We start from the raw sequence: 23,863 nt of genomic DNA, 5'->3' as shown, positions 1-23,863 counted from the left end.
TCGTCGTTACAATGGAACACGGCTCTCGGCTGCGGAGGTAAAACCGCAGGCCGGGGCGTGTTCCCCGAATCTGAGGCAGCCGGGATGCGAAGCGTCTCGGTTCGTCATGATCGACCGCTGCGAAAGGGCGTACGTGGCAGCCGCAAAGACCGCAACTCGAAGCGGGACGAAGACAACGAGCGCCGCCGAGGAACCGACTGCCGACGAGAGCACGGCGGCCGCGAACGGGACGGCCACGCCGGACGCTGAGTCGTCGAGCCGGAAGCCGGCCGCGAAGAAGGCTCCCGCGAAGTCCACGCGGACTCGCAAGGGCGCCAAGACCGAGAAGACCAAGTCGAAGACCAAGGCAGGTTCGTCGGGTTCGTCGGCGTCGTCCGAGGTCGGCGAGGACATCGACACCGCCGAACTCGAGGACGTCGATCTGTCGGACCTCGACGTCGATGCCGTGGAGGTCGACGTCGTCGACGCCACGGTGACCGAGGACGCCGAGGAGGCCGACGAGGAGTCGGGCGGCAGGTCTCGCACCGACCCCGACTTCGTGTGGGACGAGGAGGAGTCGGAGGCGCTGCGGCAGGCCCGCAAGGACGCCGAACTCACCGCTTCGGCCGACTCCGTGCGCGCCTATCTCAAGCAGATCGGCAAGGTGGCCCTGCTCAACGCCGAGGAAGAGGTGGAGCTGGCCAAGCGGATCGAGGCGGGGCTGTACGCCGCCGAGCGCCTCCGCGTCGCAGAGGAAGAGGGCGAGAAGCTCAGCACCCAGATGCGGCGCGACCTGAAGTGGATCGTCCGCGACGGGGAACGAGCCAAGAGCCACCTGCTCGAGGCCAACCTGCGACTGGTGGTCTCGCTGGCCAAGCGCTACACCGGCCGCGGGATGGCGTTCTTGGACCTCATCCAGGAGGGCAACCTCGGCCTCATCCGCGCCGTCGAGAAGTTCGACTACACCAAGGGCTTCAAGTTCTCCACCTACGCCACGTGGTGGATTCGGCAGGCCATCACGCGCGCGATGGCCGACCAGGCCCGCACCATCCGCATCCCGGTGCACATGGTGGAGGTCATCAACAAGCTTGGCCGGATACAGCGCGAGCTGTTGCAGGATCTCGGACGCGAGCCCACCCCCGAGGAGCTCGCCAAGGAGATGGACATCTCGCCGGAGAAGGTCCTGGAGATCCAGCAGTACGCGCGGGAGCCGATCTCGCTCGACCAGACGATCGGTGACGAGGGCGACTCGCAACTCGGCGACTTCATCGAGGACAGCGAGGCAGTGGTGGCCGTCGATGCGGTCTCCTTCACCCTGCTGCAGGACCAGCTGCAGTCGGTGCTGCAGACGCTGTCGGAGCGGGAGGCAGGCGTGGTGCGGCTGCGCTTCGGCCTTACCGACGGTCAGCCCAGGACGCTGGACGAGATCGGACAGGTCTACGGCGTGACGCGCGAGCGGATCAGGCAGATCGAGTCCAAGACGATGTCCAAGCTGCGACACCCGTCGCGCTCCCAGGTGCTTCGCGACTACCTGGACTGAGGAATTCCAGGCCCGTCGTGGCAGGCTCGCCGGCCACGACGGGCTTTTTCATGTGCGCGGCAGGTGTTCGGGTGCCGGGCTGCCGTTGTCCCACAGCCGCACCCGCAGTCCCGCCGCCACGACCCGACGGCGGGCGAGCTCGGCCTCGGCCGCGGGGACGACGAGCAGCACCCCGCCCTCCTCGGGCGTATCCTCGCGGCGCAACGCCGCGACGACATTGCTGATCGGTTGCAGGTGAACTCCCCTGTCCCCCAGGGAAGCATAAGTGTCCACAACAGACACAACGGCACCACCGGGACCGGGAAGGCTGCCCGCGAGCAACACGAAGTGACCGACCCGCCAGCGCGATGTCCACAATGGAGGAAATCCGGTGGCGAGGTAGTCGCGCAACGCCTGTTGCGGGGTGTCATGAGCGGCGAACGAGGCGGTGTCCACGTTCGCCATCACGCCCACCCGGCTGTGCTGCCGCGCCCCGTCGAGCAGCCCGACCAACGCCGACACCGTCCACTCGCCACAGGCGGGTACCGCCGCGAGCGCACCGCCGGAGAGTCGCTCGACGGCGTGTGCCACTCCCGCCGCCGAGGTCCCCGCCCCGGCCGGCTCCGAGGTGCGGGGCAAGGCGATCCGGTAGTCCGTGCGACCGGCCTCGCCCGGCGGGAGGCAGGCGCTCGCACCGTCGAGCAGCACGCTGCCCGCCGCGCAAGCCACCTCGTCCTGGTCGATCACGCGTACGCCGTGCGCCCGCAGGCACACCGCCGCGGTGAACGCGGCACACAGTTCGTTCTTCTGCGGCAGCTCTGCACGCGCCTGCGCGACGATCCTGGCGCCACCGGGCAGCCAGCGCACCTCCTGCGACAGCGACACCCGTCAGTACCGCCACAGGTGCGCCAGCACGACCTGCTCGATCGGCTTGTCCTCGGCCCACTCCGCGTCGGAGGCGCGGACCGCGCGAAACGCACCGAACAACGCCTCCCCCAGCGCCGCCCTGATTCGCGGTGACCCCTCCAGCAGCCGCGCCTGCTCCGAAGGCGAGGACGGCAGCGAAGCGATGCCCAGGGTCTGCCGCTCACTCTCCTGCCAGGTACCCGGATCGGCATCGACAGCGGGCGCGAGTTCCAGTCCCTCGGCGATTCCGGCACGCCCGGCGGCGATCAACGCCGCCAACGCCAGGTAGGGGTTCGCCGAGGCGTCACAGGGTTTGAGCTCGACGTTGGCGTGGTCGGCGCCGACCATCGCGGTGCCCGGCACGTACCGCAGCGGCGCTTCCCGGTTCTCCACTCCCCAGAAGGTGTAGGCGCTGGCGAAGTAGCCCGGCCGCAGCCGGTGGATCGAGGGCACACTCGGGGCCGTCACTGCGGTCAACGCCCCCAGATCGCGCAGCAGGCCCGCGAGGCAGGCCGCGCCCTCGCCGGTGGGGCCGTCCTCACCCGCGAGCAGGTTGCGGCCGTCTCGCCAGACCGAGGTGTGCAGGTGCCAGCCGTTGCCCGGTGCCTGCGGGCTGACCAGCGGGGCGAAGCTGACACGCAGGCCGTGCGCTCGCGCCGCGGCGTGAATGGTCTGCCTTGCCAGCAACTGGTCGTCGGCCGCGCGCACCGGGTCGGTGGCGGGCAGGCTCAGCTCCAGTTGCGCGGGCCCGTACTCGGCGTGCAGTTGCCCGATGCGCAGCCCGTTGGCCTCGAAATCGTGCAGCAACGCGCAGACGAAATCGTCGAGTGGTACCAGCGCGTGCGGGCTGTAGGCCGGACCGGAGTGCCCGGGGGTGGTGACGACGTCGGAGCTGCCTGCGGGTGCCACGGCGAACTCGATCTCGAAGCCGACCTTGAACTCGAGGCCCTCACGCTCGGCCTCGGCGACCTGCCGTTCCAGTGCGGTGCGCTGGCAGTACGGCCACGGTGAGCCGTCGCCCGCCACCTGCCTCGCGGGCGCCCATGCCAGCGCGGGCTGACCTGCCAGCCTGCGTAGCCGCTCGATCACCGGCACCAACCGGATGTCGCCCGACGGGGTGCCCAGTTCGGGGTGGCTGTAGGTGATGCGGTCGTGACTGTCGAACACCGCGAACAGCGTGGTCGCGCCGACTCCGCATGCCGCCGCCCCGGCGAGTCCGCTGATCGGCACGATTCGTGACCTGGGAATGCCGTTGTTGTCCGCCCAGGACAGGTGGACCCCCAGTACACCCGCGACCGCGAGATCCTTGGCCGCAGCCGATGCCGCCTTGGTCATCGGCCCATCCTGCCAGTGCTTCGGCTCACAGTCACTGCTTCGAGGAACGCAACGCGACACCCGCCACCACGGCGAGGATGCCAACCGTCTCCACAGGGCCGGGCACCTGCCCGAGTACCACCAACCCGGTCACCGTCGCTGTCACGGGCAGCAGGGCGAGCAGCACCGCAAACCGGGCACGACCGAGCCTGCGCAGCACCACCTGGTCCAGCACGTAGGGCACGACGGTGGACAGCAGGCCCACCCCGACGCCCATGGTGAGCAGGTCGAACCGGCCCCACACGGCACCGGTGCCCAACGCCAGCGGCGACAGCACGACCGTGGCCACGACGAACCCGACCGCGAGGCCGTCGATGCCGTTGCCCGCGTGCGCCACTCGCTTTCCGAGCACGATGTAGCCTGCCCACGCCGCCGCGGCTCCCAGCGCGAACGCCACACCGGCGGGGCTGCCCTCCCACCGCACGTCCGCGATCGCCACCACCCCGGCCGCGACGAGCAGCAGCGCCGCGACGTCGCGCCTGCCACGTGAGCCCAGCGCGGCCACCGTCACGGGCCCGGCGAACTCCAACGCGACCGCGGTGCCCAGCGGCAACCTGGCGATCGCCTCGTAGAACAAGACGTTCATCCCGGCGGTGACGACCCCGAACGTGCCCGCGAGTAGCAGCGGCCTGCCGCGCCATGCCGCCGCCTTCGGGCGTCGCCACGCAAGCAGTATCAAAGCGGCACCCAGCGTGCGCAGCCAGGCCACCCCGGAAGGCGATGCGGCGCCGAACAGCCACACCGCCATGGCCGCTCCGACATACATGGAAATTCCGCTGAGAACAAACAACAGTGGCGCGGGAATCCCGTCGACCCGCCGTTTCGGCACCGCAACATCCACGCACCAATAGTGCCTGACCACCGCAAACGGCTTCCCGGCACGCCTGATCGGCGCGGTTGAATAGGCATTAGGACATCTGGGGTAATTCGACGTGACACGGCTCCCACGAAGGCCGGGAACACTTGCGGGCGCGCAGACGTCTGCAAGAGTGGAGGCAGCGAGCACCGCGATCGGTTCCTTCACCGACACGGTGCTTGCGGCTGAATTGATGGCATCGGCCTCCGATGCCGGGACGGAGGGAGACTCCAATGACAACCACGACGCTCACCCGCCCCGAACTGACCGCTGCGGACCGTTGCGACCGTTGCGGAGCCGCCGCGCAGTTGCGTGCGGTGCTCCGTAACGGCGGAGAGCTGCTGTTCTGCGGGCACCACGGCCGCGAGTACGAAGCCAAGCTGAAGGAGCTGGAGGCCGACATCCAGCGCTGAGCCGTCACCACAGCCGCGCGGAGGGCGGGGATCCCGGGATCGTCCGGGCCCCGCCCTTCCGCGTTCCTGGCGCCTCCGGCGAGCCACCACACGTGGCCTGCCGGGGTCGCGCTCGAACTACACGGTGTCGAGCACGCCTTCGAACGCCGCCTCGGCGGCGCCGAGCAGCTTCACGTCGGCGCCGAGCGAGGACAGTTCCACCCGCACCCCGCCGATCGCCCTGCTGACCATGCTGCGCGTGCGGACCTCCTCCGCCACGGCGTCGAGCACCGGCACGGGCAAGGCGGTGAACAGATCGCCGAGCACCACGAGTTCAGGCCCGAACAGGTTCACCACGTTGACCAGGCCGAGCGTCAACCACTCCGAGAAGTCGGCCAGCCGCCGCAGCGCCGCGTCGGGGTCGCCCCCCAGTCGCCGCAACTCCACCACGATCGTTCCGCGCGGGCTGTCCTCGGGCAGGCCGAGCGCCCTGCACAGCGCGGCCTCGCCCACCTCGGTCTCCCAGCAGCCCTCGTTGCCGCAGTAGCAGGGCCTGCCATGCGGCCTGACCACCATGTGCCCGATCTCGCCGACGTAGCCCGCGGCACCACGAAGCGGCGAACCCTGCGCGATCACTCCCCCACCGACGCCGATGTCGGCCGACACGAACACCGCGTCCGAGGCCTCCCGCGCCGCGCCACGCACGTGCTCGGCCAGGGCTGCGAGTTCGGCGTCGTTTCCGACCACCACGGGCACGGCCAACGCTTTCGCCAGCCGCTGCCCCAGCGCGACGCCGCTCCAACGCAGGTTGGGCGCCTCGTGCACGTGCCCGTCCACGCGCCGCACGACTCCTGGCACGGATACCCCAGCGGCGACGGGTCGCACACCCAGGTCCGCTGCCAGCAGCTCCGTCGACTCGATCACGTGGGTGATGACCTCGCCGGGTTCTCGCATCCTGCCGTGCAGGTTCCAGCTGTTCCTGCCGAGGATCGTGCCGCCGAGCCCCACCAGTGCCATAGCGACGTGCTCCACCTGCACGTCCACCGCCAGCACCACCGCGGCCTGCGGCTGTGGCAGCACCAGCAGTGAGGGCCTGCCCGCGCTCCTGCCCGGCCGGGGCACCCGCTCCTCCACCACCCCGGCCTCGGCGAGCCCGTCCACGAGCGTCTTGATCGTGCTGCGGTTGAGCCCGAGTTCGGTGGCCAGCGCGGCCCTGGTGCACGGACCCGCCACGTGCAGCAGCCGCAGCAGGCTCGAACGGTTGTACCGGCGCACCTCGTCGGGTCGGGCAACGGGTGTGCTGGTCACGGGCTCAATCGTCGCATCACCGGTGGCGAGGGTCTTAGCGCGCCCCGGCGGCGGCGCGGCGGCGCGACAGCGCGTCGACGGTCGCGGCCAACAGCAGCACCAGCCCGGTCACGATCGACACCACGGCGGCGGGCTGCCGCAGCAGGCCGAGCCCGTTGGCCACGACGGCGAGCACCGTGCCACCGATGACGGCGTCGGACACCCGGCCCCTGCCGCCGAACAGCGAGGTCCCGCCGATCACCGCCGCGCCCACCGCGAACAGCAGCGTGTTCAGCCCGCCCGCCTGCGGGTCCACCGACCCGACCTTCGAGGAGTACACGATCGCACCGAGCGCGGCCACCGAGGAGCACACCACGAACACGCTCGCCCGCACCTGGGTGACATTGATGCCCGCCCGGCGGGCGGCCTCCCGGTTTCCTCCCACGGCGTAGATGTGCCTGCCGTAGCTGGTGCGGTTGAGCACGTACGTACCGACGACCAGCAGGAACAGCACGATCGGCACCACGTAGGGCACGCCGCGGATCTCCACGTTCGGGTTGTTGGACCGGTTCACCGTCAGCAGCGCCGTGGCCGCCAGACCCAGAGCCGCTATCCCGGTGACCTTGAACAGCACGATGGTGGTGGGTTGGGTCACCAGCCCCCGCCGCAGCCGCAGGAAGTGCCCACCGAGCGTCACGGCCGCGAAACCACCCACGGCGACCGCGAACAGCAGCCAGCTTCCCAGCACTGACAGGTTCCCGTTGGCGACCTTGTTCAGCACCGGCGAGGTGCTGATCCCCAGCACTCCGCCCTCTCCGATGAACTGCAGGATCACACCCTGCCAGGTCAGGAACAGCGCCAGCGTCACCACGAACGCGGGCATGCCGACTCGCGCGACGAGGAAACCGGTGATGCAACCGATCGCCGTACCCACGCACAGCGCGAGCAACATCTCGATCCAGGGGTTGGCGGGGACACCGGAAAAGGTCAGCCCGATGCCCAGCAGCGAGACGGCCACGCCCGGCCAGATCCGCAGCAGCGCAGCCAGCAGCGCCGCCAGCGCCAGTCCTGCGTTGAACAGCACGAACACCGTGGAACCCATGCCGCCGAGCAGATTGCCGTTCTCGACGTAGTGCATGGCCAGCACCGCACCGGCCACGCCGGACGCGGTACCGGCCGAGAGGTCGATCTCGCCGACGAGCAACACGAACACGATGCCCATCGCGATCATCGTCTGCCCCGCACCCTGTGCGAGCAGGTTGGCCATGTTGTTCAGCGAAAGGAATACGTCGGAAAGGATCGAGAACATCACCACCAGCGCGACGAGGCCGAGCAGCGCGGGCAACGACCCCAACTGCCCTGCCCGCAGCCGGGACAGGTAGTCGCGTACGGCCTCTGAGGTCGACATCGCTGTGGTGTCGATGCCGAAGTCGGTGATCGTCGCGCCGGAGGACGCGGTGGGTGTCTGGGTCATGGCTGTTTCCTCTTGCTCTGCTACCGGACCTACAGGACGGCGTTCTCGGGACGGGCGAGGCCCAACTCGCCGGAGCGGCCTGCGGTGATCAGTTCGACAACCTGTCCGTGGGTGACGTCCTTGGTGTGCACCTCCGCGGCCAACCGGCCCAGGTACAGCACCGCGATGCGGTCGGACACCTCGAACACGTCGGCCATGTTGTGGCTGATGAGCACCACACCGAGCCCCTGCTCGGCGAGCCTGCGCACCAGGTCGAGCACCTGCCGGGTCTGGGCCACGCCGAGGGCGGCGGTCGGCTCGTCCAGTAGCACGACCTTGCTCTCCCACAGCACCGACTTGGCGATCGCCACGGTCTGCCGCTGGCCACCCGACAGCGCCGAGACGGGCGTGCGAACGGACTTCACGGTGCGTACCGACAGCGAGGCCAGCGTCTTGCGCGCGGCCTGTTCCATGCTCGCCTCGTCGAGCAGCCAGGGCCTGCCCCGCTCGCGACCGAGGAACATGTTCTGCACGACGTCGAGATTGTCGGCAAGCGCCAGGTCCTGGTAGACGACCTCGATCCCCAACTCGGCGGCGTCCTTGGGGCCGCGGATGTGCACCTGCCTGCCCTGGAACAGCACGGTGCCGGAGTCGGCCGCGTGGATACCCGCGATGCACTTGACCAGCGTGGACTTGCCCGCTCCGTTGTCGCCGACGAGTGCGGTGACCTCACCGGCTCGCACCGATAGGTCCACGTCGTGCAGCACGTGCACGGGGCCGAAGCTCTTGTTCAGACCACGCAGTTCGAGGATGGGCTCGCTCATGGTTGTCTCACCTCGTCAGTGCCCCGGCGGACGCGCGAAAGGTGCACGCGCCCGCCGGGGCGGATCGAGTACCGGTCAGGAGATGCCCAGGTCGGCACAGACCGACTTCAGGTCAGGCGTGCAGATCTCGCTCGCCTTGACGTAGCCCTCGTCGACCACCCGCTTCACCTCGTCCTTGGTGATCAGGTACGGCTCCAGCAGCACCGACTTGACCTTGCGGTTGCCCTTGGGGTCCTCGCTGACGTCCTTGGCCAGGGCGTCGGCGGCGGCCGTGTCGCCCTTGGCCAGCGCGGCCGCGAGTTTGGCCGTGGCCTCGGCCTCCTCCATCACCGGCTTGAACACGGTCATGTACTGGTCACCGCGCAGAATGGCCTTCAGCCCGTCCGGCGTGGCGTCCTGGCCGGTGACAGGCACCTGACCGTTCATGCCGTTCTTGCGCAGCACCGTGATGACTGCACCCGCGAGGCCGTCGTTGGCCGCGACCACGCCGTCGACCTTGCCGCCGTTGCCCGTGAGGATCTGCTCGAAGACCCTGCCACCCGCCTGGTTGTTCCAGTCGTCGATAGGCTGGCTGCGCACCAGTTCCAGCTGGCCGGAGTCGTAGAGCGGCTGCAGCACGTTGCGCTGGCCCTTGTGGAACAGCGTCGCGTTGTTGTCGGTGGGTGCGCCCTCGATCTCGATGATCTGGGCGCCCCGCTTGTCCTTGAGCGCGTCGGCGATGCCCTGCCCCTGTAGCTCGCCGACCTTGACGTTGTCGAAGGAGACGTAGTAGTCGGAGCTGCCGCCGAGGTTGAGGCGGTCGTAGTCGATGGTGGGGATGCCCGCGTTGTTGGCCTTGGCCGCGACCGCGCTACCCACTTCGCTGTTGATCGACGCGATGACCAGCACCTTGACGCCTTGGGCGATCATTCCGTCGGCCAGCGTGGTGAACTTCTGAACGTCGCCCTGCGCGTTCTGCACGTCGGGGTCGAAGCCTTCTGCCCGCAGCGCCTGCTCCAGCATCGGCTTGTCGAATCCCTCCCAGCGGGAGGAGGAGGCCGTCTCGGGCAGGATCACGCCCACAGTGCCCAGCGAGCCGCCGCCGTCCTGACCCGCCTCCGCGTCACCGCCGTCGCCGCCGCCACCGGTGTTGGCCCCGCACGCGGCGAGGGTGAGCGTCACGCCGAGGACGGCCGCGAGGAAGGCGAGGAGTCTCTTCGTTCGCATCCGTAGAACCTTTCCGGGTCCGGCCGACGATGCCGTGACCCGGATGGGCCAGCGCACCGTCGCGCATATGTTGTGCGCGACAACATATGCGCCCGAATCCCGGAACGGAAGTCCCCTGAATCGATACAGCCTCGTTTGGCCTCCCCGCGAGTCCCCCGCTCAGGACCACGAGTTCTGCCTTCAGGACCACGAAATCTACGTTCAGGACCACGAGTTCTGCATCCGGGCTCGCAAGGTCGGCCTGGAAATGGCGGGCCGCCGTTCCCGCCGGTGCACCTTGCCGAGGCCGCAGGGCACTCCGCTGAACGCCTCACGATGTCGCCCGCTCGCGCCCGAGCCGCGCGGAATGTTGCAGCAAGCGAGAGCGCAGAACTCGCCGACGAGAGCGCAGAACTCGCGGACGAGAGCGGGGGACTCGCGGACGAGAGCGGGGGACTCGCGGGGTTACCAGGAGCGCAGTGTGGCTATGCGCTCCTCCAGCTGCTCCACGGTCGCCATCGCGGTAGGCGGGCCACCGCACACCCGGCGCAGCTCGTTGTGGATCGCGCCGTGGGGCTTGCTCGTGCGGTGGTGGTAAAGGCCCACGAGCGTGTTGAGTTCCTTGCGCAGGGCCTTGATCCGCTCGTTCACCGACTGCGGGCGCGACCCCGGCGCGGCGGCCGGGTCCTGTTCACCGGCCTTGGCGGGCTTGCGCCGCTTGGCGTCGGCGAGCTGTTCCTCCTGCCGCTTCCGCAGCAGCGCACGCACCTGCTCCGGTTCGAGCAACCCGGGCAGCCCGAGGTACTCCTGCTCCTCCTCGCTGCCCGCGAACACGGCGGTGCCGAAGGAGTTGCCGTCGTAGATCACCTGATCCAGCTCGGCGGAGGCTCCCAACGAGGTGAAGGCCTTCTCCTCCTCACCGCGCTCGTCATCGGTGCGGTTGGCCGCGACCAGCAACTCGTCGTCCCAGCCGTCCTTCTCCCGATGCGGCTTGCCCAGCACGTGGTCGCGCTCGGCCTCCAGCTCGCTGGCCAGTTCCAGCAGCACGGGCACGCTCGGCAGGAACACGCTCGCCGTCTCCCCCGGCTGCCGGGACCTGACGAACCGGCCGATGGCCTGCGCGAAGAACAGTGGCGTGGACGCGCTCGTCGCGTAGACGCCGACCGCCAGCCTGGGCACGTCCACGCCCTCGGAGACCATGCGCACGGCGACCAGCCAACGGCGATCGGCCGACTCGGCGAACTCGGCGATGCGCTTGGTGGCTCTGGGGTCGTCGGAAAGCACCACCACCGGCGGCTCGCCCGAGATCGCGGTGAGGAGCTTGGCGTAGGCGCGTGCCGAATCCTGGTCGGTGGCGATCACCAGGCCACCCGCGTCCGGAATGCCACCGGCGCGCAACTGCGTCAGCCGGGTGTCGGCGGCCTGCAGCACCGACGGAATCCACTCCCCGCCCGGGTCGAGCGCGGTTCGCCACGCGCGCGCGGTCTGCTCGGCCGTCAGTGGTTCGCCCAGCCGTGCCGTGAACTCGTCGCCCGCGCTGGTCCGCCACGAAGCCTCGCCCGAGTAGGCCAGGAACACCACGGGACGCACGACACCGTCGGCGAGCGCGTCGGCGTAGTTGTAGGCGTGATCGGCCTTGCTGCGCAGCGAGCCGTCCGCGTCGGGCTCGTAGGTGACGAACGGGATCGGCGAGTCGTCGCTGCGAAACGGCGTACCGGTGAGCGCCAGCCTGCGCACCGCGGGGGTGAACGCCTCGAACACCGCGTCCCCCCACGACTTGGCGTCACCGGCGTGGTGGATCTCGTCGAGGATCACCAGGGTCCTGCGGTTCTCCGTGCGCACCCTGTGCATGGTCGGATGAGCGGCCACCTGCGCGTAGGTGAGCGCGACACCCTGGTAGTCGGAGGAGGTGACACCCGTGGTGTTGCGGAAGTTGGAGTCGATCGCGATTCCCGCCGCAGCGGCGGCGCCCGCCCACTGGTGTTTGAGGTGCTCGGTCGGGGTCACGATGGTGATCGCCTCGACCGTGCGATCGGAAAGCAGCTCCGCGGCGACCCGCAGGCCGAACACCGTCTTGCCTGCACCGGGGGTTGCGACGGCGAGGAAGTCCTTCGGCTTGCGCGTCAGGTACTTGGTGAGCGCCCGCCGCTGCCATGCGCGCAGCGGCCGGGCGGTCGCGTCGTGCTCCGGCTCGGGTGCGGCGAACCCCTGCCGGGCCTGGGCCGTATCCGACACCGACGCTCCAACTCCTCACGAACCACACGGACACACGAAGGCCCCCACGACGGCGACCCGGCGCCCATGCCGGGTGCGCGGTGAGGGCGCGTGGCAAAGGGTACCCGTTGGGTCCGACGGCGCGCGGCGTTGGACACGCCAGGGGCCAGCAGCGGCGTGGACCTGTCCATGCACCATGCTTGAGGGCGAGATCGACACCGAGGCGGCGGCATGACGGACGGTGAGGACGACCGCGCATCCGCGCGGCAGGCCAGGCGCAAGGTCCCCCTGCGCCTCGTGCGCCGCACGCTCAGCAAGGCCTGGAGCGGCAACATCTTCTCGGAGGCCGCCGAGGCCGCGTTCTGGCAGACGCTCTCGCTGCCACCGCTGCTGCTCGGTCTGCTCGGCAGCGTCGGATTCCTCGGCGACTGGTTCGGCGAGGCCGTCGTGACCGAGGTCCACGACCAGATCATCGGCTTCTCCGAGACGGTCTTCAGCGGCAGCGTGGTGAACCAGATCATCGAGCCGACCGTGGACGACATACTGACCACAGGAAAGGGCGAGATCGTCTCCGTCGGCTTCCTGATCTCGCTGTGGGCGGGCTCGTCGGCGATGTCGTCGTTCGTGGACGCGATCACGGTGGCACACGACCAGTACGGCGTACGCAACGAGGTCTGGCAGCGGATCTTCGCGCTGCTGCTCTACCTGGCGAGCCTGGTGCTGTTGGTGATCGGCCTGCCGATCATCGCGATCGGCCCCAATCTGCTGCCGGAATTCTTCCCCGCCGACTGGCAGCCCATGATCGCCTCGTGGGTCGGTGCGCTGTACTACCCGACCGTTGGGGTGCTGCTGGTGCTCGCGCTGGCGACCCTGTACAAGGTGGCGTTGCCACGCAAACTGCCGTGGCACCGGGGACTGCCCGGCGCGGGCCTCGCGATGGTGATCTTCCTGCTTTCCAGTGTCGGCCTGCGCTTCTACATCAGCTGGATCACCACCACCGGCTACACCTACGGCGCGCTGGCCACACCCATCGCGTTCCTGCTGTTCACGTTCTTCATCGGGCTGGCGATCGTGGCAGGGGCGTACTTCAACAGCGCCATCCAGGAACTGTGGCCCGCACGGATGACCCGCAGGCAGCGGCGCAAGTGGCGGCGACTGGAGATGGTCAGGGCCAACGAGCGGCTGCGCACCGAGGATGGTGAAGGCGGCCTGTGGCAACGCACCACGATGCCGCTACGCAGGCAACGCAGGCCCGACGACGGCAGCAGCGACGAAGCCGGCACCGAGCCCACCGAGCCCATCGACGGCGGTAACCACGGTGACGGCGGTGACCGCGGCGGTGGCGAGGAGGACCATGGCGAGGACCGCCAACCCGAGCGGTCCGGCGAGCCGGACCGCTCAGCGGGCGAGCAGCCGTCGTGGCAGCGACGGCGACCCGAACCGCAGGACGAGACCGACTACTCGCCTCCGGGCGGCAGGTTCTCGTAGATCCGCTTGCAGTCAGGGCACACGGGGGAGCCCGGCTTCGGGGACTTGGTCACCGGGAAGACCTCGCCACACAACGCCACCACGTGCGTGCCCATGACCGCGCTTTCGGCGATCTTGTTCTTACGCACGTAGTGGAACATCTTCGGCGCGTCGTCGTCGGTGGTCTCGGTACCCTCTGGCCGGGTGTCGACTTCAGGCAACGTCTGCGTACTCACGTACCCAATGATGCCCCATCGCGCTCGACCCGTCGCATAGGCGAGGATTCTGTCGTGACCAGCCTTCCCGCGGCCGACCTCGCGATGTCGGCCGAGGTCGCCGACGCGCTCGCCGACCGCCGCCCCGTCGTAGCACTCGAGAGCACCCTGCTGGCGCACGGCCTGCCGCAGCAGCACAACCTCAGGGTGGCCGCTCGCATCGAGGACACCGTGCGCGCGGCAGGCGCCGTTCCCGCCACGGTGGCCGTACTGGACGGGCAGGCGCTGGTGGGGTTGGCCGCGCCCCAGCTGGAACGGGTGTGCACCGAGGACCTGGCAAAACTCTCGCTGCGTGACCTCGGGCCCGCGCTGGCCCGGGGCGGCTGCGGAGCCACCACGGTGGCGAGCACGGCGGTGCTCGCCGAGGCCGCGGGCATCGGCGTGTTCGCCACCGGTGGCGTCGGCGGCGTGCACCACCCGCTGCCGGGCACGCCGGTCAGCTGGGACGTCTCGGCCGACCTCGGCGTGCTCGCGAGCACCCCGGTGCTGCTGGTGTGCTCGGGTATGAAGTCGATCCTCGACATCGCGGCGACCCTGGAAGTGCTGGAGAGCCGTTCGGTGCCGGTGCTGGGCTACCGGACCGACGACTTCCCCGCCTTCTACCTGCGCTCCTCCGGCCTGCCGGTGCCGCACCGGGTGGACGAGCCTGCGCAGGTGGCTCGGGTGGTGGCCGCGCACGGCAGGTTCAGCGACTCCGGGGTGCTGCTGGCCAACCCCGTGCCTGCGGAGTTCGAGCTGGACCGGGAGCTGCACGACCGGCTGCTCGCCGAAGGGCTGCGACTGCTGGCCGGTGGCGGGGTACGCGGCGGGGACGTCACCCCCGCGATGCTGGAACACTTCCACGCCGCCAGCGGCGGCGCGAGCCTGGCGGCGAACGAGGCGCTGGTACTGGCCAACGCCGAACTAGGCGCACGGGTGGCGGTGGAACTGGCGCGCTGACACCGCCCGCGTGGCCGCCGGGACTCGGCGCGCCTGGCGCGGACGGTCGCTACTCGGACTCGATGACGCGGTGGGGTTTGCCCTCGATCGCCTTGCCGTGGCGCCGGTAGCGGCTCACGTTCTCCGACCGGCGCGGCGGACGGTCGTTGGCTACCAGCACCGCGATCCATGGCAGCGGCACCGACAACACGATCAACGCCAGTGCCAGCCACCACGTCTGGTAGAAGACGCCCGCGAGGATGAGGAAGGGGAACCGCATACCCATCATCAGCGCGTACTTGCGTTTGCGGGCGGCAAGCTGGTCGTCGTGGGACGGCGCCGCCTCGGTGATCAGCACCGCGGCCGCGTGCTTGTCGTGCTCGTTCACCGGCCCACCTCCAAGGGTCCATGCTGCCACCATCGACGTTGAGGCGATACCCGGTCCCGGCAGCCAGGCCCGGTGGCCACCACGAGCGCTTCCACACCGGCACTCGGCATCGGGTGTGGCACGGGCGTGAACGTCGCGGAATGGTTCGAGGGCACGCCGGACTCGAACCGACCCTGCGCCATCGCGTCGAGCACCATGCGCTCGGCCGACCCGCCGACCAACCAGAACACCGAGGGTACGCCCGCCGCGTGCAGCACGGGCACTTGCCGCCCGCTGCGATCGCCCGCGCGGTGCTGGCGCGTCGAAACCGGTGCGTTCCTCGACCGGCAGCGCGTCGATGTCGGCCCGCAGCCAACACCACGGGGCCGGGACCGTTGCGCAGCACGCCGAGCACCCCTGTTCGACGGATACCGGGTGCGCCTCGTAGCCCGCGTCAGTGAGCCTGGCTGCCGGTTCCGCGGCCGTGCGGGTCTCGGCGAAGGACATCGCCGATACACCTGCGAGTCCACGTAGAGCTGTTCCAGATCCGGCAGCAGGCCGTGCAGGCCGCAGACAGCGCCGGTGACGAGGTCGCGACTCTCACCCGCCATCCCGAAGCGACATTATCGTGACCGCCCGGACAACCGTCGCCGCTGGTATACAGTCGCAAGACAGTCCGTGAGCGTTGTCGCACTGGGGGTATCGTGCCGGATCTGCTGTTGCGGCTGGCCTCGACCGACGAGCCGCCGTCCACCGTCGAGCAGCACACCGTGCGGCTCGCCCACGACCTGACCGTATCCGGCGTGCCGAGTGTGCGCCGGCCGCGTGCGGCCGTCCCCGAGGGCGCGAAGTCGGGCGGCGCGGTCGGTGTCGGCGAACTCGTCCTCACCGGCGTGCTCTCCGCGAGCACGGTGGCGGCCGTCACGCGGCTGATCGGTGAGTACCTCAAGCGGCACGCGGGCAGGTCGGTCACTGTACGGCGTGGCGACACCGACATCACCCTCACCGGGCAGTCCCAGCGCGACCAGTTGGAGCTGCTGAACACGCTCCTCGCCGAGGCCGACGATGACCAGCAGCAGCGCAGCCGAGCGCGGTGACACCCGCTCCGGCGAGCGGCACGCGCTGCTCATAGCCAACTCCCAGTACCTCGACGTCCGGCTGCGCCAGCTGCGCGCGCCCGCCGAGGACGCCCGACACCTGCGCGAACTGTTGCTCGACCCGGCGATCGGCTACTTCGACACGGCCACCAAGATCATCGACGGGTCCAAGAGCGAGATCGAGGAACAGATCGAACTGCTGTTCGCCGAGCGCAAGCCGGACGATTTCGTACTGCTCTACATCTCCGGCCACGGTGTGCGCAACGACAACGGCCAGCTGTTCTTCGCCGCGTGCAACACCCGGCTTTCACTGCCGCGCTCCACAGCGATCGCAGGGTCGTTCGTGCAGTCGCTGCTGGACGAATGCCAGGCGGGCGCGAAGCTGGTGCTGCTCGACTGCTGCTACAGCGGCGCGTTCACGAAGGGAATGGTGCCGAAGTCAGCCGGAACCGGCGATCCGCTCGCACAGCAGGTCGCGGGGCGCGGCACCTGCGTCATCACCGCCACCGACGAACTGGAGTACGCCTTCGAGGGTGAGCACCGCTACTTCGAGCGGCCCGTGCATCGTTCGGTGTTCACCACCTCGGTGATCAAAGGACTGGAGACGGGGCTGGCCGACCTCGACCGCGACGGCGTGATCACCGGTGACGAGCTGTACCGCTTCGTCTTCCAGGACGTCAGCGGCCAGGGCAAGCAGACCCCGACCAGGCACAACCAGCTCAAGGGCGACTTCACCATCGCCAAGACCAGGCTGGCCGCGGTCGGGTTGCACCACGGCGGCAAGCCGGTACCCGTCAAGCTCGACGACGTGCTGCCGCCCGCGGGTGAGCAACCGACCCGGTCGGCACTGACACCGCTGACGACGCCGGTGGGCCGCACAGCGGAACCCCTCGGCAACGCGGGCATCGTGCAACTGGACCTGACCGGCCAGGGCGGGCACATCGCGGTGGTCGGCCAGCTGCACTCCGGCAAGTCCACCTTCCTGCAAACCCTCGTGGTGGGGCTCTCGCTCACCCACAGCCCGAAGGAGGCGCAGTTCTACTGCGTCGACCCCGGCGGGCAGCTGACCGGGCTTTCCGGGCTTCCACACGTACGCACCGTGCTCGATCCCTCGGAGTCCGCACCGCTACGCGCGATGCTCGAACGGCTCAACACCGTGCTGGCGCAGCGCAAGCGACTGTTCCGGCAATACCGGCTGTCCTCCGCCGACGCGTTCCGCACCGCGCGCGGCGAGCAGACGCTGCCGCCGGGCGAGCACGCCGACGTGTTCCTGATCGTCGACGGCTGGGAACAGGCCACCCGCTGGGAGCCCGAGTTGGCCTCCACCGTGCACGACCTCGCAAGCGACGGGCTGCACTTCGGGCTGCACGTGCTGGTCACCGCCCGAAGCTGGCGCGAGATTCCCGAAGACCTGGAGCGGTTGCTGCTGGGGAAGGTGGAACTGCGGCTCAGCGACCCGACCGAATCGCGGATCGACCCCGAGGTCGCCGCGACCCTGCCCAAGCACTCCGGGTACGGGCTGCACGAAGGTGGCCGGTTCATCGTGGCGAGGCCCGACGTGGACGGCGCAGGCAACCACCTCGACGCGGTGATCGACTCCGTCGGGTCCACCGACGACGCCGAGCCCGACGACGGCTGGCTGCCGGAACTGCGCACCGAAACGCTGGTGCGGCAGCACCCCGCGTTGGACAATCCGTCGCTGCTGGAACTGCTGGGACTGCCGCGCAACCTCCTCGCGTTCGACGTGCAGCGCGCATGGCGAAGCAAACCCGTCGAGCAGCGGTACCGGGTGCCGTTCGGGGTGGACGACTCCGGCCGACCGGTCGAGCTCGACATCAAGGAGGCCGCACGGGGCGGGATGGGCCCGCACGGGCTGTGCATCGGGGCGACCGGTTCGGGCAAGTCGGAGCTGCTGCGCACGCTCGTGGTGGGATTGATGGCCACCAACTCCTCCGCTGCGCTGAACTTCGTCCTGGTGGACTTCAAGGGCGGTGCGACGTTCGCGGGCCTGGAGCGCGCCCCGCACACCTCAGCCGTGATCACCAACCTCGCCGACGACCTCGCGCTCGTCGACCGGATGATGGATGCGCTGAACGGCGAGCTGACTCGGCGGCAGGAGCTGCTGCGCGACGCCGGCGGGTTCGCGGGCGTGTGGGAGTACGAGCAGGCACGCGAGTCCGGTGCGCGGCTCGATCCGCTTCCCGCGCTGTTCATCGTGGTGGACGAGTTCTCCGAGTTGCTCACGGCCAAGCCGGAGTTGGTCGACGCGTTCGTCGCGGTCGGCAGGCTCGGCAGATCGCTGCGGATGCACCTGCTGCTGGCGTCGCAGCGGCTGGAGGAAGGCAAGCTGCGGGGCCTGGATTCGCACCTGTCCTACCGGATCGGGCTGCGGACCTTCTCCGCCGCGGAGTCGCGGGCCGTCCTCGGCACCGCCGAGGCCTACGAACTGCCGAGAGAGCCCGGTTTCGGCTACCTGCGTTTCGACTCGGGCACGATGGTGCGGTTCAGGTCCGCGTGCGTGTCGAACCCGCACCCCACCGACCCGCGGCGCAGTGAGCTCGACGTGATCGTTGACCGGTTGGACGGCCAAGGCACGCCTGCGCACCAGGTGTGGCTGCCCCCGCTGTCGGAGTCGCCGACGCTGGACGCCTTGCTGCCGAACCTGTCCCCGACGCAGGACAGGGGCCTTTCGCCGGTGGGGTTCTTCGGTAACGGGCGGTTGCAGGTGCCGTTGGGGAACGTGGACCGGCCCTACGAGCAGCGGCGTGACCCGTTGTGGGCGGATTTCTCCGGTGGTGCCGGGCACGGGGCGGTGATCGGTGGTCCGCAGTCGGGCAAGTCGACGATGTTGCGGACGCTGGTGATGTCGATGGCGTTGACCCACACGCCGGAGGAGGCGCAGTTCTACTGCATCGACCTCGGTGGTGGCACGCTGGCGGCGCTGAACGGACTGCCCCACGTCGGCATGGTGGCCACTCGCCGTGAGCAGGAGAAAGTGCGCCGCACGGTGGCGGAGCTGGTCACGCTGGTGAACGAGCGGGAGGCCCGGTTCGGCGCGCTGGGCGTGGACTCGATGAACGACTTCCGCAACCGCAAGCGCCGAGGCGAGATCACCGCCGAGCAGGACCCGTTCGGCGACGCGTTCCTGGTGGTCGACGGCTGGCGGGCGCTGCGTGACGACTTCGAGGACCTGGAAGCTCAGATCACCAGCCTGGCGGCGCGGGGACTGGCCTACGGCGTGCACGTGATCATCGCGTCCAACCGCTGGGCGGACTTGCGGCCCGCCATCAAGGACATGCTGGGCACGCGGTTCGAGCTGCGGCTGGGCGACCCGAGCGAGTCCGAGATCGATCGGCGCGCGGCCGTGGGGGTGCCGCACGGTCGCCCCGGTCGCGGACTGACCGCGGACAAGCTGCACTTTCTCGTGGCGTTGCCGCGTATCGACGGCTCCGCCGAGCCTGCCACCGTCGGTGCCGGACTCGCTGAGGCGGTCAGCGAGGCGGCATCACACTGGGACGGCAGTGCGGCACCGAAAGTGCGCCTGCTGCCACGGCGGCTGCGACGCAAGGAGTTGCTCACGCTCGACAGGCATCGGGACGGCAGGCTGGTGCCGATCGGGGTCAACGAGGACGAGCTGGCGCCGGTGTATCTGGACTTCGATGCCGAGCCGCACTTCCTGGCCTACGCCGACGGCGAGTCGGGCAAGACGAACCTGTTGCGGCAGATCGTGCGCGGCATCACCGAGCGCTACTCCAAGAAGGAAGCGGTGCTGATCCTCATCGACTACCGGCGCACCATGCTCGGCTTCGTCGAGGGTGACCAGCTGCTCGGATACGCGACGTCGGCCAATCAACTGGAGGGCATGATCAAGGAGGTCACGCAGTCGATGGCCAAGCGGCTGCCCGGCCCCGACGTCACCCCGCAGCAGTTGAAGGAACGCTCCTGGTGGTCCGGGCCGGAACTGTTCGTGGTGGTCGACGATTACGACCTGGTGGCCACCTCCACCAGCAACCCGCTGCGCCCGCTGTCGGAGTACCTCGCCCAGGCCAAGGACGTCGGCCTGCACGTGGTGGTCGCCCGCCGCACCGGAGGCGCCGCCCGCACCGGTGCGGACCCTGTACTCGGACGGCTCAGGGAGCTGGCCACACCCGGCATCGTGATGAACGGCTCTCGTGAGGAAGGCCCGCTGCTGGGCGGGGTCCGGCCGAGTTCGCAGCCACCGGGCAGGGGCGTACTGGTCGACCGCAGATCCGGCAGGCAGCTGGTGCAGGTGGCGCTGTATCCCGAGGAGTAGCCGTGCCCCCGGCGTGCGACGATGACCTCTCGTGAACGGTGACCTTCCGGAGTTCTCCACGCAGTTCAGCGCCCGGCTGCGCGAAGCGCTGTCCCGAGAGCGCTACGACGCCGACGGCGTGGTGGAGGCACTCGGTACCCGCGCGCACGCCGCGCTGGGCCGGGGTGAGCCGGTGCCCGCCGAGCGTGCCAGCAGGGACGCCGGGGCGCTGGGCACACTCGTCCGGCTGTTCCTGCTCGGCACCGCCGAGCCGGAGGCCGAGGTGCGCGCCGCGTTGCGCCCGTTGCCGGTGGCGGACGCGGTGGGCCAGGGCCTGCTGCGTGCCGACGGCGATCTGCTGCGCGCGGGTCTCGACGTCCGGCCGCACGGTGACGAGCGTGGCTCCTGGTGGGTGGTCTCCGACCTCGACTCCGACGCGCTGGGGCGGCCGGTGCCCGCCGACCATGTGCTGGGTGTGGGTCACGCCTCGCTGAGCCTGGTAAGGGCCACCAGCCGCCGCCCGGTGGACTCGCTGCTCGACGTGGGCACCGGCAACGGTGTGCAGGCGTTGCACGGCAGCAGGCACGCCCGGCACATCACCGCCACCGACGTCTCCGACCGCGCCCTCGCGCTTGCCAGGGCAACGTTTCGGCTCAACGAGTTGGACGTCGAACTGCTGGGCGGGGAGTGGTTCGCCCCGGTGGCGCGGCGCCGGTTCGACGAGATCGTGTGCAACCCACCGTTCGTGGTCGGTCCCCCGCGAGTGGACTACGTGTACCGCGACTCCGGCCTCGCCGGTGACGACGCCAGCGCGCTGGTGGTGCGCCAGTTGCCCGGGTTCCTCACCGAGGGCGGGGTGGGCCATGTGCTCGCCTCGTGGTTGCACGTGGCGGGTGAGGACTGGGCCGACCGGGTGAGCGCCTGGCTACCCCCGGAGACCGACGCGTGGTTCGTGCAGCGGGACGTGGCCGACCCCGAACTCTATGTCGGAACCTGGCTGCGCGACGCCGGGATCGAGCCCCGTTCCGCCGAGGGCAGGTCGAAGGCGGGCGAGTGGCTGGACTGGTTCCGGCGGCGGCAGGTGGAGGGTGTCGGTTTCGGGTTCGTCACCCTGCGCCGTGTCGCTGGTGGCGAGCCCACCGTCGTGTGCGAGGACCTGCGCCAGGCCTACGACGATCCGCTGGGCGCGGAGGCCGCCGAGTGGCTCGACCGCGTGCAGTGGCTGCGGGAGAACGGTCCGCGGTTGCTGGACACCACCTTCCGCGTGCCGGACACGGTGGTGCTGGAACGCATCGCGTCACCGAGCGACGACGGTTGGGCCACCGATGTGCTGCGGCTGCACCGCACGGACGGGCCCGGCTGGCAGCACGAACTCGACGAACTGTCCGCCGCGCTGCTCGCCGGGTGCCGGGGTGTGCTGCCGTTACGTGACCTGCTCGGGCTGCTGGCGGCCGGGCACGGGGCCGACGCGGACGCGCTCGCGGCTGACGCGCTGCCCGCCGTGACGCAACTGGTACGGCACGGGATGCTGGAGGCCATCCGGTGAGGGCCGTCGCCGCGCGCGTCACCGAGGCGGCCGTCACGGTCGACGGCGAGGTCGTCGGCGCGATCGGCGAACCCGGCCTGCTCGTGCTGCTCGGCGTACACGTCGAGGACACACAGTCGCAAGCCGAGAAGATGGCCCGCAAACTGCACGAACTGCGCATCCTGCGCGACGAGCAGTCGTGTGCCACGACCAGGGCCCCACTGCTGGTTGTCAGCCAGTTCACGCTCTACGGCGACACCCGCAAGGGCCGCCGTCCATCATGGACGGCCGCGGCCCGGCCGGAGCGGGCGCAGGAGCTGGTCTCGGCGGTGGTGGCCGAACTGCGAGCGCGCGACGCTCGGGTGGAGACCGGGCGGTTCGGCGCGATGATGTCGGTACACAGCGTCAACGACGGTCCCTTCACGGTGTTGATCGAGGTTTAGGCCCGCTTCGGCGCGTGCACTCCCTTTCCAGTGGTTCTCGAGGGCGGGACCGGGCGGCACGTCGACACGGCCTCGCGGCTGTGCCCGCTGTGGGCCCGCGGGCCTGCGGGAACGTTCGCGGGAACGATTTCGAACCCGGTGACGTTGATCCGGGTGTCCAGCCAAGTTGCTGGGCTCGTGCGTGGGGTTCCACAGGCCCGGCGCACGACGCGCGACGCAGGCGTGAGAGGTAGCACACGTCAGCCCGTTGACCGGGGAGGCAAGATGTCCGTCCAGACTCTCGAACGTGAGGCCCGTGGGATCCGTGAGCGAGAGATCCCTGTGCCCGCCGTCGAGTACGACACGGCACCCTTAGGCGCCACGGCACAGGAAGAGCCGGATCTGGATGCGCAGGGCCCTGCCGCCGACCTGGTGCGGGTATACCTCAATGGTATCGGCAAGACAGCGCTGCTGACCGCCGAGGAAGAGGTCGATCTCGCCAAGCGGATCGAGGCCGGGGTCTTCGCTCAGCACGTGCTCGACACCGCCGAGGACCTGCCGAGGCAGCGCAGGGTCGAGCTCACCGCGCTCGTACGCGACGGCCAGCGCGCCAAGAACCACCTGCTGCAGGCAAACCTCCGACTGGTGGTGTCGCTGGCCAAGCGCTACACCGGCCGTGGAATGCCACTGCTCGACCTCATCCAGGAGGGCAACCTCGGACTGATCCGAGCCGTCGAGAAGTTCGACTACTCGAAGGGCTTCAAGTTCTCCACCTACGCCACGTGGTGGATCCGCCAGGCCATCACCCGAGGTATGGCCGACCAGGGCCGCACGATCCGGCTGCCGGTGCACCTGGTGGAGCAGGTCAACAAGCTGGCCCGGATCAAGCGGGACCTGCATCAGCAACTCGGCCGTGAGGCCACTCACGAGGAACTGGCTGCGGAGGCGGGCATCGCCGAGGAGAAGGTGGCGAGCCTGCTGGACCACGCGCGGGACCCGGTGAGCCTCGACATGCCGGTCGGCTCCGAGGAGGATGCCCCGCTCGGCGACTTCATCGAGGACGCCGAGGCCACCGACGCCGAGAGCGCGGTCATCTCCGGGCTGTTGCAGGACGACCTGCGGCGCGTACTCGCCACGCTTGACGACCGGGAGCAGCACGTCATCAGGCTTCGTTACGGACTCGACGACGGTCAGCCCCGCACGCTCGACCAGATCGGCAAGCACTTCGGGCTCTCCAGGGAGCGGGTGCGGCAGATCGAGCGTGAAGTGATGTCCAAGCTGCGGCAGGGAGAGCGCGCCGACAGGCTGCGCGCCTACGCCAGCTGACGTCGCCACGGGCGCACAGGCGGACAGGGCCGCGCTGCTGCGGCGCTGCTCAGGTACGGCCGAGGACGAGCCGCTTTCGCGGCGAATCCTCGGCCGTACTGCTGCCGCTGCCACGCCCGTGCGGCGTGATCTGTGTCGCGCACGGTAAGGGCTTGCTCCACCACGGCCACCACGGCGCGGTACGGTCTAAGCCCCCTTGACCAC

At 69.7% G+C, this 23,863-nt stretch carries 19 protein-coding genes; 9 read left to right on the top strand and 10 right to left on the bottom strand.

Annotated elements, in window-relative coordinates; all coding sequences use genetic code 11:
* Positions 1 to 106: 106 nt before the first annotated feature.
* Entirely contained in the window at positions 107 to 1,519 is a 1,413-nt protein-coding gene (locus tag SACMADRAFT_RS11120) for an RNA polymerase sigma factor (protein WP_009153911.1), read from the top strand.
* Between the two features lie 48 nt (positions 1,520 to 1,567).
* Here SACMADRAFT_RS11120 and SACMADRAFT_RS11115 read toward each other — a convergent pair whose 3' ends face one another.
* The 3 genes from SACMADRAFT_RS11115 to SACMADRAFT_RS11105 are packed head-to-tail and all read right to left on the bottom strand — an operon-like array spanning position 1,568 to position 4,544.
* A complete protein-coding gene (locus SACMADRAFT_RS11115) occupies positions 1,568 to 2,383 on the bottom strand; it encodes a DUF6885 family protein (protein ID WP_009153910.1) in 816 nt (271 codons plus the stop codon).
* Positions 2,384 to 2,386: 3 nt separating this feature from the next.
* Positions 2,387 to 3,739, bottom strand: coding sequence for a type I glutamate--ammonia ligase (locus SACMADRAFT_RS11110; protein ID WP_009153909.1), 1,353 nt, complete (start codon positions 3,737 to 3,739; stop codon positions 2,387 to 2,389).
* 31 nt (positions 3,740 to 3,770) lie between these two features.
* Positions 3,771 to 4,544 carry an EamA family transporter gene (locus SACMADRAFT_RS11105; RefSeq protein WP_232285572.1) on the bottom strand — a complete coding sequence of 258 codons (774 nt, stop codon included), beginning with the start codon at positions 4,542 to 4,544 and terminating at the stop codon, positions 3,771 to 3,773.
* A gap of 323 nt (positions 4,545 to 4,867) precedes the next feature.
* On the opposite strand from SACMADRAFT_RS11105, the gene SACMADRAFT_RS11100 reads away from it, so the two are divergent.
* Complete coding sequence (locus SACMADRAFT_RS11100) at positions 4,868 to 5,047, top strand: DUF7455 domain-containing protein (RefSeq protein WP_009153907.1); 180 nt, start codon at positions 4,868 to 4,870, stop codon at positions 5,045 to 5,047.
* A gap of 117 nt (positions 5,048 to 5,164) precedes the next feature.
* Here SACMADRAFT_RS11100 and SACMADRAFT_RS11095 read toward each other — a convergent pair whose 3' ends face one another.
* The 5 genes from SACMADRAFT_RS11095 to SACMADRAFT_RS11075 form a co-directional block, all read right to left on the bottom strand.
* Positions 5,165 to 6,334, bottom strand: coding sequence for an ROK family transcriptional regulator (locus SACMADRAFT_RS11095; protein ID WP_009153906.1), 1,170 nt, complete (start codon positions 6,332 to 6,334; stop codon positions 5,165 to 5,167).
* A 34-nt stretch (positions 6,335 to 6,368) separates the two neighbouring features.
* Positions 6,369 to 7,787 carry a sugar ABC transporter permease gene (locus tag SACMADRAFT_RS11090; RefSeq protein WP_009153905.1) on the bottom strand — a complete coding sequence of 473 codons (1,419 nt, stop codon included), beginning with the start codon at positions 7,785 to 7,787 and terminating at the stop codon, positions 6,369 to 6,371.
* A gap of 29 nt (positions 7,788 to 7,816) precedes the next feature.
* Positions 7,817 to 8,590, bottom strand: coding sequence for an ATP-binding cassette domain-containing protein (locus SACMADRAFT_RS11085; RefSeq protein WP_009153904.1), 774 nt, complete (start codon positions 8,588 to 8,590; stop codon positions 7,817 to 7,819).
* A 75-nt stretch (positions 8,591 to 8,665) separates the two neighbouring features.
* Positions 8,666 to 9,796 carry a sugar ABC transporter substrate-binding protein gene (locus tag SACMADRAFT_RS11080; RefSeq protein WP_009153903.1) on the bottom strand — a complete coding sequence of 377 codons (1,131 nt, stop codon included), beginning with the start codon at positions 9,794 to 9,796 and terminating at the stop codon, positions 8,666 to 8,668.
* A gap of 444 nt (positions 9,797 to 10,240) precedes the next feature.
* On the bottom strand, positions 10,241 to 12,010 hold the full coding sequence (locus tag SACMADRAFT_RS11075) for a DEAD/DEAH box helicase (protein ID WP_009153902.1): 1,770 nt from the start codon (positions 12,008 to 12,010) through the stop codon (positions 10,241 to 10,243).
* Positions 12,011 to 12,220: 210 nt separating this feature from the next.
* Here SACMADRAFT_RS11075 and SACMADRAFT_RS11070 point away from each other — a divergent pair, with 210 nt between their 5' ends.
* Positions 12,221 to 13,477, top strand: a complete 1,257-nt coding sequence (locus SACMADRAFT_RS11070) for a YihY/virulence factor BrkB family protein (protein ID WP_009153901.1) — start codon at positions 12,221 to 12,223, stop codon at positions 13,475 to 13,477.
* On the opposite strand, the gene SACMADRAFT_RS11065 is transcribed toward SACMADRAFT_RS11070, so the two are convergent.
* Positions 13,447 to 13,692 carry a DUF3039 domain-containing protein gene (locus SACMADRAFT_RS11065; protein ID WP_040925649.1) on the bottom strand — a complete coding sequence of 82 codons (246 nt, stop codon included), beginning with the start codon at positions 13,690 to 13,692 and terminating at the stop codon, positions 13,447 to 13,449. The two genes, SACMADRAFT_RS11070 and SACMADRAFT_RS11065, sit on opposite strands and share 31 nt — an antisense overlap.
* A gap of 84 nt (positions 13,693 to 13,776) precedes the next feature.
* Between SACMADRAFT_RS11065 and SACMADRAFT_RS11060 the strand changes: the two genes are divergently transcribed.
* On the top strand, positions 13,777 to 14,670 hold the full coding sequence (locus tag SACMADRAFT_RS11060; protein WP_040926294.1) for a pseudouridine-5'-phosphate glycosidase: 894 nt from the start codon (positions 13,777 to 13,779) through the stop codon (positions 14,668 to 14,670).
* 49 nt (positions 14,671 to 14,719) lie between these two features.
* Here SACMADRAFT_RS11060 and SACMADRAFT_RS11055 read toward each other — a convergent pair whose 3' ends face one another.
* A complete protein-coding gene (locus SACMADRAFT_RS11055) occupies positions 14,720 to 15,037 on the bottom strand; it encodes a DUF3099 domain-containing protein (RefSeq protein ID WP_009153898.1) in 318 nt (105 codons plus the stop codon).
* A gap of 683 nt (positions 15,038 to 15,720) precedes the next feature.
* On the opposite strand from SACMADRAFT_RS11055, the gene SACMADRAFT_RS11045 reads away from it, so the two are divergent.
* The 5 genes from SACMADRAFT_RS11045 (at position 15,721) to SACMADRAFT_RS11025 (ending at position 23,659) form a co-directional block, all read left to right on the top strand.
* Positions 15,721 to 16,113 carry a hypothetical protein gene (locus SACMADRAFT_RS11045; protein WP_009153897.1) on the top strand — a complete coding sequence of 131 codons (393 nt, stop codon included), beginning with the start codon at positions 15,721 to 15,723 and terminating at the stop codon, positions 16,111 to 16,113.
* Positions 16,082 to 20,407, top strand: a complete 4,326-nt coding sequence (eccCb, locus tag SACMADRAFT_RS29065; protein ID WP_009153896.1) for a type VII secretion protein EccCb — start codon at positions 16,082 to 16,084, stop codon at positions 20,405 to 20,407. The genes SACMADRAFT_RS11045 and eccCb overlap by 32 nt, the downstream gene beginning before the upstream one ends.
* A 31-nt stretch (positions 20,408 to 20,438) precedes the next feature.
* The gene (locus SACMADRAFT_RS11035) at positions 20,439 to 21,932 is read left to right on the top strand and encodes a DUF7782 domain-containing protein (protein ID WP_009153895.1); all 1,494 of its coding nucleotides are present in this window, start codon (positions 20,439 to 20,441) and stop codon (positions 21,930 to 21,932) included.
* Positions 21,929 to 22,354 carry a D-aminoacyl-tRNA deacylase gene (gene dtd / locus SACMADRAFT_RS11030; RefSeq protein ID WP_009153894.1) on the top strand — a complete coding sequence of 142 codons (426 nt, stop codon included), beginning with the start codon at positions 21,929 to 21,931 and terminating at the stop codon, positions 22,352 to 22,354. The genes SACMADRAFT_RS11035 and dtd overlap by 4 nt, the downstream gene beginning before the upstream one ends.
* A gap of 264 nt (positions 22,355 to 22,618) precedes the next feature.
* Positions 22,619 to 23,659 (top strand): sigma-70 family RNA polymerase sigma factor, encoded by a 1,041-nt coding sequence (locus tag SACMADRAFT_RS11025; RefSeq protein ID WP_009153893.1) that lies wholly within the window; start codon positions 22,619 to 22,621, stop codon positions 23,657 to 23,659.
* Positions 23,660 to 23,863: the final 204 nt, after the last annotated feature.

Origin of the sequence: Saccharomonospora marina XMU15, assembly GCF_000244955.1 — a bacterium.
Lineage (GTDB): Bacteria > Actinomycetota > Actinomycetes > Mycobacteriales > Pseudonocardiaceae > Saccharomonospora_A > Saccharomonospora_A marina.
The sequence above is the reverse complement of the archived record's forward strand: the minus strand, read 5'-3'. Positions and strand labels throughout refer to the sequence as shown.

Bases quoted from the DNA above. Each gene is read 5' to 3' on its own strand.
- SACMADRAFT_RS11120 (WP_009153911.1), top strand. From the start codon at position 107: ATGATCGACCGCTGCGAAAGGGCGTACGTGGCAGCCGCAAAGACCGCA.
- SACMADRAFT_RS11110 (WP_009153909.1), bottom strand. From the start codon at position 3,739: ATGACCAAGGCGGCATCGGCTGCGGCCAAGGATCTCGCGGTCGCGGGT.
- SACMADRAFT_RS11105 (WP_232285572.1), bottom strand. From the start codon at position 4,544: ATGTATGTCGGAGCGGCCATGGCGGTGTGGCTGTTCGGCGCCGCATCG.
- SACMADRAFT_RS11100 (WP_009153907.1), top strand. From the start codon at position 4,868: ATGACAACCACGACGCTCACCCGCCCCGAACTGACCGCTGCGGACCGT.
- SACMADRAFT_RS11090 (WP_009153905.1), bottom strand. From the start codon at position 7,787: ATGACCCAGACACCCACCGCGTCCTCCGGCGCGACGATCACCGACTTC.
- SACMADRAFT_RS11085 (WP_009153904.1), bottom strand. From the start codon at position 8,590: ATGAGCGAGCCCATCCTCGAACTGCGTGGTCTGAACAAGAGCTTCGGC.
- SACMADRAFT_RS11080 (WP_009153903.1), bottom strand. From the start codon at position 9,796: ATGCGAACGAAGAGACTCCTCGCCTTCCTCGCGGCCGTCCTCGGCGTG.
- SACMADRAFT_RS11070 (WP_009153901.1), top strand. From the start codon at position 12,221: ATGACGGACGGTGAGGACGACCGCGCATCCGCGCGGCAGGCCAGGCGC.
- SACMADRAFT_RS11060 (WP_040926294.1), top strand. From the start codon at position 13,777: ATGTCGGCCGAGGTCGCCGACGCGCTCGCCGACCGCCGCCCCGTCGTA.
- eccCb (WP_009153896.1), top strand. From the start codon at position 16,082: ATGACCAGCAGCAGCGCAGCCGAGCGCGGTGACACCCGCTCCGGCGAG.
- SACMADRAFT_RS11025 (WP_009153893.1), top strand. From the start codon at position 22,619: ATGTCCGTCCAGACTCTCGAACGTGAGGCCCGTGGGATCCGTGAGCGA.